The sequence below is a fragment of the Curvivirga sp. genome, from assembly GCF_965219885.1.
Classification (GTDB): Bacteria; Pseudomonadota; Alphaproteobacteria; order UBA8366; family Aestuariispiraceae; genus Curvivirga.
Window position 1 is genome coordinate 1,826,444 of sequence record NZ_CBDCOT010000009.1, and the last position, 14,967, is coordinate 1,841,410.

Genomic DNA, 14,967 nt, shown 5'->3' on the forward strand with positions numbered 1-14,967 from the left:
TTATAGTTGGGGCTAGTCTTTCGCGCGTTCTACGAAAGTTGCATCATCTGTGTTTACTACAATGCGGATACCTGTTTCCACATAAGGCGGTACCATCACACGTACACCACCCTCAACAACAGCAGGTTTATAGGAAGAGGATGCTGTTTGACCTTTCACAACCGCATCTGCTTCTAATACCTCAACAGTTACATGTTGCGGTAATTCCACACCGATTGGGCTTTCTTCAAAAGACTCAATTACAACAACCATACCGTCTTGTAGGAATTTTGCTTGATCTTCACCAATCATGTCTTCGTTCAATGTGATTTGATCGAAGGTTTCTTGGTCCATAAATGTGAAGTCGGAACCATCAGCGAAAAGGAATTGGAATTCTTTTTGTTCCAAACGCACTCTTTCAACTGTTTCTGAGGAGCGGAAACGCTCATTCAATTTTGTGCCGTTGCGAATTTCTTTCAATTCTACCTGCAAAAATGCGCCGCCTTTTCCAGGCTTTACATGTTGTGTTTTAACTGCGCGCCACAAGCCACCTTTATGTTCAATAACGTTACCTGGACGAATAGCGTTGCCATCAATCTTCATGAGTCTCACCAATCAGTTGGAGTGCCAAATTTTCAAAGAACAAAATCGGCGTTTTCTATAGGGTAAAAAGCTGGCCTAGACAAGTCTTTTCCTGAAAGGCATTTGCGCAATACAGCATTGCACCTTCTGCATGGCGTCAGTTTGTTAAGAATTTTGGTAAGTCTGTGTTGCTTCGTAAAATATTTTGGCGGCAGCAACCGGACCTTCAGGATGTTGCCATATACCGGATAACGGGGCGATGAATTCAGCACCAGTTGCTAAGGCAATATTTACATTATCTGTAGTGATCCCACCTATAGCAACGCAAGGCACTTCCATTGCCAAGGCCCAAGCGCGTAAACATTCATCTACACCTTCTTCTGCGGGCATACCTTTGGTTGGTGATGGAAAGAGTGGACCAAAACTCACATAATCAGCACCTGCTTCGCCTGCGAGCATTGCTGTATGCGTCGAGTTTAAGCAAGAAACACCAATAGATCGGTCATTCCCAACAATCTTTCGAATAGCTTTTACATGTTTGGCGTCGACACTGGTTTCCAAATGCACGCCGTCTAGATCCATTTCGACTGCTAAGTCTGGCTGATCACATAGCAACACAGCTGCCTCATGTTCCCATGCAATGGGTGCGAGTTTCTCAATTGCAGCCTTAAGAATGTTTTTGTCGGCATGTGGGAGGCGAATTTGTAAACAGGAAACTGGTACCTCATTCATGACGCCTTTTAAAGAGGATGCGAATTGATCCAGCTCTATTTCTTCTGGCGTGATAAGATAAATTTCTGCAGCAGGCAGTATGTCGACCATGGACGTTTCCTATTTCGAAGTGCTTTGATGCATTGATATCTTTATATGGCATAAATAGCAATGGGGCCAAACAGGCCCCATTGTCATGCAAGATAATTTCTTTTTTTATGTGAGAATCGAAAGTTGCGCTTTGATGATATCTTGAGTTCTATCAACAGGTTTATGCAAGTTCAGCGCGTAAGTAAGGTTTTGTTCTCTGGTCACAATGTTGGTGCCCGTATGATCAAAATCAAAATAAAAACCTTTGCCTTGGCGATATAGGTCTGCTGCATCTACTTGCCACTGCGAAGTTGTTTCTACCTCAAAATCATCTTTTAAAAATTGAGGGGTAATATGATTAAGGCTTAATTGTGATGCAGGGGTATCACGATGTAAATTATTACGAATGGCAATTTCACCATCATCATCTAGAACAAGTAAGAAATCATCGTCATCAGTACGATTACCAAGTGCCAAATGGTGCCAAGACTTGGTCGCGCTTCCCGGGTTTTCCAGAATAAATTTGAGTTCATCACGGGCGGCAAGTAACTTTAATCGGTCATCAATATCTTCAACTTCAGAGAAATCATGTTCCAATTGGTTAATTGCAACAATTTCACCTTCGCCATTTAGGCCTACCTGAACAGGAATGCCTAATTCAGCATAACGTTGAAAATCAATTTCCCACGGATCTTCTGCCGGTGCATGCTGTCTCATCATAATGAGACGAGCTGCGGCATTGTTGTATGAGTTTAAATACCCATTACGTGCACTCTCTTGGTCAACCTGATTAGCAACACTGTCAAACTGTTGAATCGCGTTGGCAATACCAAGCTTTTGAGCTTCGTTAAAATCACTTAAAATGCCATCTGCTTGTGCTTCGACAGAAAGAGCACCATTTGCGGCTATTTTGATTTGATATGGTTGGCCTGTCGCTTGAAGATAGGCGCCAACGACTTCCCATTCACGGTCTTGATTAGGTTCAACAATACCTTGAGCAATACCATTGAGGCGATTGATCGCAGAGTTCATAATTAAACGATTATTTGCATTAACATCGCTTTGACTAAGCGTTGTTTGGATATTGGTTACAGCAGATGTTTTGGGCTTAAATTCCCCAGGCTTTGTGTTTGACAAAGCCACATTCAACATACTTGCGGCTGCTGCACCGCCATTTACTGTAATAGCCACTTGTTTATCCTCGCCTTTCTAGCAAAATTAGGAATTTATTTATGAAAAAATTCCTCTCACGATGTAAAGCAAACATCGGGCCAGATTCTTCTGACAAAAGACTTATATCAGTTTTTTTTATAAAAAGCTAGAGAAAAGCTTTTAATTGATGTCTATCTAATTCATGATACGGCAATAGGGAAGGACGTTGTATTCAAGAAATATAATGAAGGTTATTAGGATGCTGAGAAGTTCCCGATTGTTGGTGTTTTGTTTTATGTTGTTATTTAGTACACATACTGCAAAAGCCGAAATGATTTTGCATTTATATGAGCTTGATGATCGACTAACACCTGCCGAAGATAGAGGGTATAATTTATATCTTAATGATTTGCTTGATGGGTTTGATGAGAGGATCACAAAAAAATACGCACCAATAAAGCGCAATACAGCGAATTTTATGCGTGATATTAAGTCTTGTGCCTTTCCAGCTAGTGTACAGGCAATCAGTACAAGGTTACCAGAGGCAAAAGAAATGGACTTATTGTCATCTAAGTCCGTGGATGAAGTATCCGTATATGTGTATGTCTCTAATGCACAGGTTCCTCCTCGTACTATCAAGGAGTTGGAAAAATTGCGAATAGGTCATGTCATTGGTAACATCGGTGCAACTATGATCAAGGATAAAGCTCCTTATTTGCATGCGGCACGTAACAATGAAAATTTGATGAAGATGCTTAAAGTAGGCCGTATAGAGGCGATCGTTGGGTTCCATCCTGACATCGCTATTGCATTTGATGACTTAGGATATCACGATTTGATACATTCTCCGCAGCTAACAATATTTAAAACTACGGTACATTTTGTGTGTCATGATACGCCTGAGAGTAGGAAATTTGTTAATTTTGTGAATCAGATTATTCCCGTAATGGCCCAAGATGGAAGGGCTCAAAAATACCTTGGGAAACATGCAGAGATTACACAACACGAAACGCATGTTGATTTACAAAATTAAAAAAGCCCCAACAAGACGTTGAGGCTTTTTTGTTATGAAAATGACTTAGGATTACATATTTCCCATATGCGCTGCAGTATCCAGCATACGGCAAGAGAAGCCCCATTCGTTATCATACCAGCTCATTACCTGAACAAGACGACCATCCATAACTTGTGTTTGTGTTTGGTCAAAAATGGAACTTGCAGGATGGTGATTAAAGTCTGTGGAAACCAGTGGAAGGTTGTTCACAGCTAATACACCTTTCATCGGACCAGAAGCCGCGTCAGCCATCAACTGATTAATTTCCTCAATGCTTGTGTCTCGCGCAGAGTTAAATTTCAAGTCCACCAAGGATACATTTGCTGTAGGTACCCGGATAGCGGACCCATCCAATTTGCCCTTCAAGGATGGCAATACCAAACCAACAGCTTTTGCTGCCCCTGTGGATGTTGGTACCATGGAAAGGCCTGCAGCACGTGCACGGCGAAGGTCTTTATGGCTGTTATCCAAAATACGTTGATCACCTGTATAGGCGTGAACTGTTGTCATGAAGCCATGTTCAATGCCGAGATTTTCTTCTAATACTTTCGCCATTGGCGCCAAGCAGTTTGTTGTGCAAGATGCGTTAGAGACGATTAAGTCGTCAGCTGTGATCTCTTCATGGTTTACACCATAAACAACGGTTTTAGTTTGGTCTTTCGCTGGCGCAGAAAGTAATACTTTCTTGGCACCTGCTTTGATATGTGAATTAGACTTTTCTGTACTGTTAAAGTGGCCAGAACATTCAAGGACAATGTCAATGCCCAAACTTTTCCAAGGTGCATTATGTGGATCACGATGGCTGGAGACTTTTACTTTACCCATCCCCATATCCAACCAGTCTGCGCCAGCTTCTACATCGCCAGGGAAACGACCATGTACACTGTCATATTGCAACAAATGAGTTGTTGCGTCGATGGAACCAGGGGTGTTGATTGCTACTAATTCAATATCGTTGCGGCCTAATTCATAGATTGCACGTGTTACCAAACGTCCAATACGACCAAAACCGTTCACTGCTACGCGAATAGCCATTTTGTAAGTCTCCGTTTCTTTTTAATATGGCCCCAAACCTTGTTTGTGACCTACTAGCTGAATAGCAAGTCGCTATCCATTCGCCTCTAGTATTTTTGCCTCAATAAAGAAACGGCCCTTTTGAGTAAAGGGCCGATTCAATAGTTATTTATGCCTCAAGTTGCCCCTTGGCAGCTTCGACAACGGCTTCTGAAGTGATGCCGAAATGTTTGTAGAGATCGGCTATTGGTGCTGATGCCCCAAAACCGTTCATACCAATGAAGGACCCTTTGATCCCTAGATATTTATCCCAACTATCACGTAGAGCTGCCTCACAAGCGACACGTGCTGCACCTTCACCCAATACGGATAAACGATAGTCTAGTGGTTGCGCATCAAACAATTCCATACATGGCATGGATACAACTGCAGTCGGGATACCTTCTGCTTGCAACGCATCGCGCGCATTCATCATGATTTCAACTTCGGACCCACTTGCCATCAAGGTAACTTTACGCTCGCCACCTTCAGCCTCACGTAATACATAACCGCCTTTGGCTGTCAGGTTTTCTTCAGTATGTTCGGTACGAAGAATTGGAAGACCTTGACGTGTTAATGCCATCGTAGATGGTGTATTTGTGTGTTCAAGTGTCAATGCCCAAGCTTCTGCTGTTTCGACTGTGTCACAGGGACGGAAAACATGCATGTTTGGAATAACGCGCAATGCAGCTAGATGTTCAACAGGCTGGTGTGTTGGGCCATCTTCGCCCAAGCCGATAGAATCGTGGGTCATTACATAACCAACGCGCAAACCCATCAACGCAGATAGACGCATGGATGGACGGCAGTAATCTGTGAAAACTAGGAATGTTGCACCGTAAGGAATAAGACCACCGTGAAGAGCAATACCATTCATTGCCGCAGCCATGCCATGTTCACGAACACCATAATAGACGTAAGAATTCTCGTAAGAACCAGCTTGGATACCTTCCATGCCTTTTGCTTTGGTATTGTTAGAACCTGTTAAATCCGCAGAGCCGCCCAGCATTTCAGGAATTGCTTCGGTGAGGACATTTAATACCAATTCAGAAGATTTTCGTGTTGCTGTTTTTTCCTGCGCTTCAGATGTTTGTTTTTTGAAAGCGTTAAGCGCTTCTTTCCAACCATCCTTTAATTCACCCGCTTGGCCACGTTCAAACTCGGCACGTTTAGCAGCATCAATAGATGCCATACGTGTGTTCCATGCATCACGGTCCGCCTGACCACGTGAGCCTGCTGCGCGCCATGCGTCCAAAATTTCTGCTGGAATGTCGAATGGACCATGTGCCCAACCGATAGCATCTTTTGTGAGCTTGATTTCATCATCACCCAATGGGGAACCATGAGAAGAAGATTTACCAGCTTTCGCAGGGGAGCCGTAACCGATTGTTGTTTTGCAAGCAATTAAGGATGGTTTGTCTGTCAATTTCGCTGCGGCGATTGCTTTTTCGACTGCCTCTGCATCGTGACCATCACAAGCAGATACATCCCAGCCGCTTGCTTTGAAACGTGCTAATTGATCATCGGATACAGAAACGTCTGTGGAACCGTCAATTGTGATGCCGTTATCGTCAAACAAAACGATCAAACGATCTAGCTTCAAATGACCTGCCATGGAGATTGCTTCGTGGGAGATACCTTCCATCAAGCAACCGTCACCTGCGATTGTATATGTATAGTGATCAACAACATCATTGCCAAAACGTGCATTCAAGATGCGTTCAGCTAATGCCATACCAACCGCGTTGGCGATACCTTGGCCTAGTGGGCCAGTTGTTGTTTCAATACCTGCTGCATGACCATATTCAGGATGTCCTGCTGTACGTGCGTGAAGTTGACGGAAGTTTTTGATCTCATCCAAAGTGATATCTTCATATCCTGTGAGATACATCAACGCGTATTGAAGCATGGAACCATGACCTGCGCTCAAAACAAAGCGATCACGATCAGCCCAAGTTGGTGTCTTTGGATCAAATTTTAGAAATTTGGTGAACAAAACAGTCGCCACATCGGCCATGCCCATTGGCATGCCTGGGTGACCGGAATTTGCTTGTTGGACAGCATCCATAGCCAAAGCACGGATAGCATTGGCCAAATCTTTATGCGAAACAGCAGACATATGTATAAAGCTCTTTAGCGTTCCAGCAACATCGCCCTACATCTCATATATTTTATCGAATCAGCAAGGGATGCTCGGTTTTCCCCTTATATATCCGGTAAAAACCCGGGCCGGATTATTCGGGGCAAGTTGCGCAAAATAACTATCCAAAAGATTTCCCTACAGATAGCGCGCGCAAAATGCACAAAATGGACTGGAAGGTCAATGATTCTTTCCATTTATTCGTCAAAATTCCCATAAAGAAGATCTTGGCTTTCATTTCAACTTTGGCATATTAATCCAGTTGTCCTGTTGACGAGAAAGGGATCACCACTTAATTTCAAAGTAATTAATTAAGATAACTGAGAGTTTACAATATACTTTCGGTTGGGTCGCAGGTTGGAAGGTTTAAAGGCAAATGAGTCAGTTGGACGAAATTGCACGTAATTTAGATGCCGCTTTGGAGCGTCTTGAAGGGGCGGTGGAGACGCGCCTGCAAAATGCGTCAAATGTAAATGCGGAAGAAAATACTGTAACGGCTGATGAGGTTGAACAATTGCGTTCTGAATGTGATCAGTTACAGCAGGAAAATGCCTTGTTACGACAGGATGCCGCAGGGTTGGTTCAACGTTTGAGTACAGCGTTACAACGTCTGGATACTGTGATTGCCGGTGATGATGAAAATGATGAAGACGCGCATCGGCAGGAGGCAGTCTTATGAGCCAGCTAGATATTCAAATCAATGGACGGCATTATAATATAGCTTGTGATGATGGCCAGGAAGAGCATCTCCAGAAGCTAGGCAGATTTTTTGGTGATCGCGTCGAAGAACTCGCGGCTGCTATGGGGCAGGTGGGAGATGCACGTTTGATGTTGATGGCAGGATTGATGGTTGCAGATGAATTATCTGATGCATATGCCGAAGTTGAAAAATTGAAAGAAGATATGATAACGCTTCAAAAAAATGCGACGCAAGTTATGCCGGACCAAGGAACAATGGAAATATTCGCGAATATGACAAATAGGATTGAGGCGATCGCCGCACGGTTGGAACAACCTGTAGAAACATAAAAAAAACGCCCGTAAATTTGCGGGCGTTTTTGTATCTGAGATTTGCAGAATTATTCTTCTGCGTAATCTGCGTCTTCTTCTTCATCAATCATGTCCAGGCCACGTCGTTCTGCACGTGGGGTTTTACCGAACATATCTCGATAACATTTGGAGAAATGGGAGGCGGACGTAAAGCCGCTGGCAAAAGCAACCTCTGTAACAGGCATTGTTGTCTGTGTTAACAGTTTACGAGCACGATTTAAGCGAAGTTTCAAATAATAGCGTGCTGGGCTTGTGGAAAGATAGCGACTAAACAAGCGCTCCAATTGGCGACGTGATAAACCCACACGACGTGCAATTTCATCGCGGCTTAGGGCTTCTTCAGTGTTTTTCTCCATCTCCGAAATTGCCTTGATCAATTTCGGGTGGCTCACACGTAAGCGTGCTTGTAATGGCAGGCGTTGATTGTCGTTACCTTCGCGGATTCGCTCATGCATAAACTGTTCGGAAACCGCACCTGCGAAATCAGATCCATGTTTGCGGCCGACTTCATTCAGCATCATATCAAGTGCAGCAGTTCCGCCTGCACAAGTGAAGCGATCACGATCAATTTCATATAGCTCGGCACGTACATCAATATCCGGGAATTCTTCGGAAAAACTATCCAAATTTGCCCAGTGAATAGTACAGCGATAGCCATTCAATAGACCTGCATGAGCCAGAATATGTGCGCCAGTACAAATAGCACCCATTTGTGTGCCTTCGCGGGCCCATCGACGTAAGTAACCAAATGTTAATGCATCGTTGTAAATATGTGCATCTACCCCAGAGCATACAACCACATTGGTTGGGCGAACCACTTCGGTTGCTGTACTATTGGGTGTGATTTCGATGCCATTTGATGCCATAACGGGTAAACCGTCACGACTAATCAATTCCCATGTGTAAAGGGTTCTTTCAGCGACTTGATTTGCCAAGCGCAAGGGCTCAAGAAGGCTTGTGAAGGCAATCATGGAAAACTGTGGAATCAGGAACAAAGAAATATGTTCCGGTTTGTCTTCCCCTACATCTTTATACATCGCAGCTGTTTGCATATCTTTGCTACCTTATAAAACTGTATTCAGTAGAGTTGCCGTTTTATATCGATCCTACTGACAAATAATCCCTAAAAGCGTTTGTTACATTTTTTTTAATTTTTAACGCAGAGCACTGCCACATAATAGGAAGTGAAATTTCTGTCAATCGCGTTTTTACTATAAATGTCACTTCTTTATAGAGATATACCAATATTTATACTAGAAATGCATTCTATTGTCATGTAAGCGACAATTAGTCTAAATGCTAGTCGCTTTTAGGGATGTTTGCTATGAATTTTTTAATGAAGAGAGAATTAATTTATAAGCTTATCTTTAAAACGACATGAAGGTGGAAAGAATCTAGTCTTTGAATTGATCCGGTGGACGTAAGTTTCTCGTATGGAAATATGATATACGATAGTGCTGCCGTTCATTAGTAATATTGGATAGCGACTTTTTTTGATGTTGTGTCGCTTTGTCTAAGCTTTATTAGTTTAAGTTTTATAAAATGGTTTTAATTATGGTGGTTTTCTTTATTCGGGTGAAGATAGGAGACTTTTTATTTTCGCAGTAAAGCTTGGTTTTCTGCGGGATTTAGAGGGGAAAGTGTAGAAAAAATGTGTTATGTCGCTTTTTACTTTTTTCCTGTCGCGCAATCGCGCTTATAGCAGGCTCTTCTCCCATAAAAGGATTTAAGTTTAGCATTATATCGGCCTGACCAATTGAACTTCCATTCGGGAAGAACGAAGAAGCAGGTGTTTTTTGAGCAGGAAATGGGAAGAGAATGAATAAATATTCTGTTTTCTCACTCGTCCGTAACGCGATGAGTTATCATGAAAATTGGCAAAAGGCTTGGCGTAGCCCGGATCCAAAGAAAGAATACGATGTTGTGATCGTTGGTGGTGGAGCCCACGGTTTGGCTACAGCGTACTACCTTGCAAAAGAATGTGGCATTACAAATGTTGCCATTCTTGAGAAAGGCTGGTTAGGCGGTGGTAACACAGGTCGTAACACAACAATTGTACGTTCTAACTATCTTTGGGATGAATCTTCTGCGATTTATGAACATGCGATGAAACTGTGGGAAAATCTTAGCCAAGATTTGAACTACAACGTGATGTTCTCTCAACGTGGTTTGTTGCATTTAGCGCATAACGTTCATGACATGCAAGAAATTGGTCGTCGTGGCCATGCCATTCACTTGAACGGTATCGACAGTGAATTCCTGACACCTGAACAAGTAAAAGAGATCGAACCGACAATTAACCTAGATTGTCGTTATCCGGTTCTTGGCGCGTTGTTACAACGTCGTGGTGGTAGTGCACGACATGATGCGGTTGCATGGGGTTATGCGCGTGCGGCTGACGCTATGGGTGTTGATATTATCCAAAACTGTGAAGTGACAGGCTTTGATATCCAAGATGGCGTTGTGAAGGGGGTTCAAACTTCTCGCGGTCATATTGGTGCTAAGAAAGTCGGTGTGGTAACAGCAGGTCATTCTTCTGTAATGGCTGCTATGGCTGGTTTCCGTATGCCACTTGAAAGTTTCCCACTGCAAGCGATGGTATCTGAACCATTGAAACCAGTGATCAACACAGTGATCATGTCTGGCGCAGTTCACGTATACCTATCCCAGTCCGACAAAGGTGAATTGGTTGTAGGTGCGGGTTCCGATAACTTTGTAAGTTATTCCCAACGCGGTAGCTTCGACATGATGGACCACATTGTTGGCCCATTGAAAGAATTGTTCCCGTTCACATCTCGTCTACGCATGATGCGTCAATGGGGTGGTATTGTTGACGTGACAGTTGACCGTTCTCCGATTATCACAAAAACACCAGTTGAAAACATGTTCTTCAACTGTGGTTGGGGTACAGGTGGCTTTAAGGCAACACCTGGTTCCGGTAACGTATTCGCACATTCCATTGCAAATGGTGAACTTCACCCAATTGCAGCACCATTTACAATGAACCGTTTCAATACAGGTGCATTGATTGATGAGGGTGCAGCTGCGGCTGTGGCTCACTAAGGAAAGAGGAGAAATTTAGATGTTAGTTATTAAATGCCCTTTCTGCGGTGAACGTGATCAAACAGAATTTACATGTCATGGTGAGGCGCATATCGCGCGTCCGGAAAACCCTGATGAGTTAACTGATGAGCAATGGGGGGATTATATTTTCTTCCGTCAAAACATCAAAGGTTACCAATATGAACGTTGGTCTCATGATCATGGTTGTGGCCGTTGGTTCAACGCACTTCGCAACTCTGTGACAGATCAGTTCGTAGATACTTATAAAATAGGCGAAGAAAAGCCTGCTATTCCTTCTGACGAGGGCAAATAAAAATGAGCCAGTCTAACCGTATTAAAACTGGCGGTCGTATTGATCGCAATAAACCGGTTTCTTTCACATTTGATGGAAAAACCTTCCAAGGCTTTGAAGGCGATACATTGGCTTCTGCATTGTTGGCAAACAACGTGCACCTAATGGGTCGTTCCTTTAAATATCACCGTCCACGTGGTGTTTTGTCTGCGGGTTCTGAAGAACCAAACGCAATCGTAACTATTGGTTCCGGTAAGCGTTCTGATCCAAACACACGTGCAACAGTTGTTGAAATGTTTGATGGTCTTGAAGCGTCTAGCCAAAACTGCTGGCCGTCTTTGAACTTTGATATTGGTGGTATCAACAACAAACTATCCCGTTTCTTCCCAGCTGGTTTCTACTACAAAACATTCATGTGGCCAAAATCCATGTGGATGAAATATGAGGAAATCATTCGTGCCTCTGCTGGTATGGGGGTTGCGCCTGAAGAAGGCGATCCAGATACATATGCGGTGAAACACGAATATTGTGACGTGTTGATTGCAGGTGGTGGCCCTGCTGGTCTATCTGCTGCATTGACAGCAGGTCGCACAGGTGCGCGTGTTATCTTGATCGATGAGCAAAATGAATTCGGTGGTTCCTTACTATCTGATCATGGTGCGGAAATCGATGGCAAACCAGCAATGGACTGGGTTGACTCAGCGATTGCTGAATTGAAAGAAATGGAAGAAGTAACCATTTTGAACCGTACAGCGGTTATCGGCTACTTTGACCATAACTTCATCACAGCGATGGAAAAAATCACTGACCATCTTGGTCCACAAGACAACAATGACACACCACGTCAGCGTTTCTGGAAAATCCGTGCGAAACAAGTTGTTTTGGCATCTGGTTCTTTCGAACGTCCAATGTTGTTTGGTGACAATGACCGTCCAGGTGTGATGTTGGCATCTGCTGTTCGTACTTACATCAACCGCTATGGCGTATTGCCGGGTAAAGACATGGTTGTCTTCACCAATAATGACAGCGCGTATAAAACAGCTCTAGATGCTTTTGCAAATGGTGGTCGTGTTGAAATCGTCGACACACGTGTTGATCCAAAAGGCCCATTGGTTGAACAAGCACGTAGTTTGGATATCACAATCCACACAAATGCTGCGATCGTTGGGACAAAAGGCTACCGTCGTCTAAAAGGCGTGGAAGTTATGGAACTGAACGAAGCTGGTGACGGCGTGAAAGGCACAAAATTCCATATCGGTTGTGATGTGGTTGCAATGTCTTCCGGTTGGAACCCTGCAGTGAACTTGTTCTCTCAAGCGCGTGGTAAATTGCGTTATGACGAAGAGCTAACAAGCTTTGTGCCTGATCATTGCCAGTGGGATAACTATTCCGTTGGTTCCTGTAACGGTACATTTACGTTGGAAGGCGCTTTGTCTGAAGGTCTTGAAGCTGGTTTGAAAGCGGCACAAGCTGCTGGTTTTGGTGAAGGTCAATCTGTACCTGCAACACCATCCGCACCAGAAGTTGAACATGGTGACATGCGTACATTGTGGTATATCCCGATGGATCGTCCTTTGGCACGTGGCAAAAAACATTTCCACGAATTCCAAAACGACTCCACCGTTGCTGACATTCACTTGGCAGCACGTGAAGGTTATATCTCTGTTGAGCATTTGAAACGCTATACAACAACAGGTATGGGTACCGACCAAGGTAAGACATCCAACGTAAACGCGCTCGCAATCATGGCGCAAATCCGTGGCGTGTCTATTCCACAGGTTGGTACAACAACGTTCCGTCCACCTTTCGTACCAGTAACATTCGGTGCGATTGCGGGTCACGATGTCGAAGACCTATTCTTGCAAGCACGTAAAACACCAATGCATTCCGCACATGATCGCAATGGCGCGATTTATGAGGATGTGGGTGACTGGAAACGTCCATACTACTTCCCGAAAGCGGGTGAAGACATGCATGCGGCTGTTCAACGCGAATGTAAGGCTGTTCGTGATAGCGTAGGTATCATGGATGGTTCCACATTGGGCAAATTGGACATCCAGGGTAAAGATGCGTCTCGTCTATTGAACCTTCTATACACAAATGCATGGAGCAAGTTGGCACCAGGCAAATGTCGTTACGGTTTGATGTTGAACGAACATGGTATGGTATTTGACGATGGTGTGACCACATGCCTTGCAGAAAACCACTATCACATGACAACCACAACAGGTGGCGCTGGTCGTGTGGCGAACTGGATTGAGGAATGGTTGCAAACTGAATATCCTGAATGGGATTGTTATGCGACGTCTGTGACAGAACAATGGGCAGTGTCCATCTTGAACGGTCCTAAATCCCGTAAGGTGCTTGAGAAGTTGGTCGACATTGACCTATCTGCAGAAGCATTCCCGTTCATGTCTATGAAAGAATGTCATATCGCAGGTGTGCCGGCACGTATCTATCGTATTTCCTTTACTGGTGAGCTTTCTTACGAGATCAACGTACCTGCACGCTATGGCTTGCATGTATGGGATGCTTTGTTGGAAGCAGGTGAAGAGTTTGATATCTGCCAATATGGTACAGAAACTATGCACGTTCTTCGTGCGGAAAAAGGTTTCATCATTGCAGGCCAAGATACAGATGGCTCCGTAACACCTATGGACCTTGATATGGACTGGATCGTGTCCAAGAAGAAAGGTGACTTCCTTGGTCGTCGTTCCTTCACACGTACCGATACAGCCCGTACAGACCGTAAGCAATTGGTTGGTGTGCTAACCGAAGATCCGAATGTGGTTCTGATGGAAGGTGCGCATCTCGTTCGTGAGTTGAAAGATAAGCCACCTATGGACATGTTGGGGCACGTAACATCCAGTTACATGTCGCCTAACTGTGGTCGTTCTATTGCGATGGCGTTGATCCGTGACGGTAAGAACTTGAAAGGTCAATCTTTCATGGTTCCAACTATGGGCGGTAAGGCACATAAAGTAACAATCACCGATCCGATTTTCTTCGATAAGGAGAATAAACGTATCGATGGCGAACCGTCCTAAGACGTTCTGGAGGAATTAATAATGGTTGAAACAGCAATCAAAAAAGTTAGCCCTCTGGACGGCTTGGCAGGTCCGGTTGGTGGTAACGTAAAACTAACCAGCAATGGTTTTGTTGGCAAAGTCATCATTCGTGGTGACTCCGACAACAAAGATTTTGTAACTGCGGTTAAAGATGTGACTGGTGTGGATATTCCAACAACAGCTTTGACATTCAACGAAGGCGAAACATATTCCATCTACTGGATGGGCCCGGATGAATGGATGATCATGACACCAGAAGATGGTGAAGTGGCATTGGAAACAGCATTGCGTGAAAAATTGGGCGAAACCCCAAGTCAGGTTGTAAACGTATCTGATTATTACGCATCCATGCGCCTTTCCGGTCCGGCAGCACGCGAAGTGTTGAAAAAAGGTTCTCCGTTGGATTTGCACCCAAGCAAATTTAAAGCGGGTAATTGCACAGGCACACGTTTTGCCCATGCAACTATCTTTATGGTGCAACGTGATGAAGAATCAACATATGATATTAATGTGCGTATTTCCTTCGCCGAATATCTATGGAACTACTTTGTTGAAGCTTCCCGTGAGTTTGGTTAATACAACTCTTAAAGCTTAAGCGAAATTCGAAAAGGACGTTGAGATTTCAACGTCCTTTTTTATGTCTTAAAACTAATTTTGAAACGCTTACAAATATTTTCATAAAGTCTTTCCAATATAGTCTATCTTTGTGAAGAGATAGAAAATGGTAAAACGA

General features: G+C 43.8%; 13 protein-coding genes. 7 read left to right on the forward strand and 6 right to left on the reverse strand.

The window, feature by feature from the left end; translation table 11 throughout:
- Positions 1-12: 12 nt before the first annotated feature.
- The 3 genes from efp to ACOQOA_RS14110 all read right to left on the reverse strand — a co-directional run bounded on the left by efp (position 13) and on the right by ACOQOA_RS14110 (position 2,553).
- Positions 13-582 carry an elongation factor P gene (gene efp, locus ACOQOA_RS14100; RefSeq protein ID WP_420549254.1) on the reverse strand — a complete coding sequence of 190 codons (570 nt, stop codon included), beginning with the start codon at positions 580-582 and terminating at the stop codon, positions 13-15.
- 144 nt (positions 583-726) lie between these two features.
- Positions 727-1,383 carry a thiamine phosphate synthase gene (locus tag ACOQOA_RS14105; RefSeq protein WP_420549255.1) on the reverse strand — a complete coding sequence of 219 codons (657 nt, stop codon included), beginning with the start codon at positions 1,381-1,383 and terminating at the stop codon, positions 727-729.
- Positions 1,384-1,488: 105 nt separating this feature from the next.
- Positions 1,489-2,553 (reverse strand): hypothetical protein, encoded by a 1,065-nt coding sequence (locus ACOQOA_RS14110; protein WP_420549256.1) that lies wholly within the window; start codon positions 2,551-2,553, stop codon positions 1,489-1,491.
- Positions 2,554-2,809: 256 nt separating this feature from the next.
- On the opposite strand from ACOQOA_RS14110, the gene ACOQOA_RS14115 reads away from it, so the two are divergent.
- Positions 2,810-3,547 carry a hypothetical protein gene (locus ACOQOA_RS14115; protein ID WP_420549257.1) on the forward strand — a complete coding sequence of 246 codons (738 nt, stop codon included), beginning with the start codon at positions 2,810-2,812 and terminating at the stop codon, positions 3,545-3,547.
- A 51-nt stretch (positions 3,548-3,598) separates the two neighbouring features.
- On the opposite strand, the gene gap is transcribed toward ACOQOA_RS14115, so the two are convergent.
- Entirely contained in the window at positions 3,599-4,603 is a 1,005-nt protein-coding gene (gap, locus tag ACOQOA_RS14120) for a type I glyceraldehyde-3-phosphate dehydrogenase (protein WP_420549258.1), read from the reverse strand.
- Between the two features lie 148 nt (positions 4,604-4,751).
- Positions 4,752-6,740 (reverse strand): transketolase, encoded by a 1,989-nt coding sequence (tkt, locus tag ACOQOA_RS14125; RefSeq protein WP_420549259.1) that lies wholly within the window; start codon positions 6,738-6,740, stop codon positions 4,752-4,754.
- Between the two features lie 397 nt (positions 6,741-7,137).
- On the opposite strand from tkt, the gene ACOQOA_RS14130 reads away from it, so the two are divergent.
- Together ACOQOA_RS14130 and ACOQOA_RS14135 are read left to right on the forward strand one after the other, a co-directional pair.
- On the forward strand, positions 7,138-7,440 hold the full coding sequence (locus ACOQOA_RS14130) for a hypothetical protein (RefSeq protein ID WP_420549260.1): 303 nt from the start codon (positions 7,138-7,140) through the stop codon (positions 7,438-7,440).
- A complete protein-coding gene (locus tag ACOQOA_RS14135; RefSeq protein ID WP_420549261.1) occupies positions 7,437-7,790 on the forward strand; it encodes a cell division protein ZapA in 354 nt (117 codons plus the stop codon). Before ACOQOA_RS14130 ends, ACOQOA_RS14135 begins: the two co-directional genes overlap by 4 nt.
- Positions 7,791-7,840: 50 nt before the next feature.
- Here the strand turns inward: ACOQOA_RS14135 and ACOQOA_RS14140 are convergent, their stop codons facing one another.
- Positions 7,841-8,863, reverse strand: coding sequence for a GlxA family transcriptional regulator (locus ACOQOA_RS14140; protein WP_420549262.1), 1,023 nt, complete (start codon positions 8,861-8,863; stop codon positions 7,841-7,843).
- A gap of 766 nt (positions 8,864-9,629) precedes the next feature.
- Here ACOQOA_RS14140 and ACOQOA_RS14145 point away from each other — a divergent pair.
- Genes ACOQOA_RS14145 through ACOQOA_RS14160 form a run of 4 tightly spaced genes read left to right on the forward strand, consistent with a single transcriptional unit; the run spans position 9,630 to position 14,810 of the window.
- Complete coding sequence (locus ACOQOA_RS14145; RefSeq protein WP_420549263.1) at positions 9,630-10,874, forward strand: sarcosine oxidase subunit beta family protein; 1,245 nt, start codon at positions 9,630-9,632, stop codon at positions 10,872-10,874.
- 19 nt (positions 10,875-10,893) lie between these two features.
- Positions 10,894-11,187, forward strand: a complete 294-nt coding sequence (locus ACOQOA_RS14150) for a sarcosine oxidase subunit delta (RefSeq protein ID WP_155156609.1) — start codon at positions 10,894-10,896, stop codon at positions 11,185-11,187.
- A 2-nt stretch (positions 11,188-11,189) separates the two neighbouring features.
- The gene (locus ACOQOA_RS14155) at positions 11,190-14,213 is read left to right on the forward strand and encodes a sarcosine oxidase subunit alpha (protein ID WP_420549264.1); all 3,024 of its coding nucleotides are present in this window, start codon (positions 11,190-11,192) and stop codon (positions 14,211-14,213) included.
- A 21-nt stretch (positions 14,214-14,234) separates the two neighbouring features.
- Positions 14,235-14,810: a sarcosine oxidase subunit gamma gene (locus ACOQOA_RS14160; protein ID WP_420549265.1), complete on the forward strand. Its 576-nt coding sequence runs from the start codon at positions 14,235-14,237 to the stop codon at positions 14,808-14,810.
- Positions 14,811-14,967 lie beyond the last annotated feature (157 nt).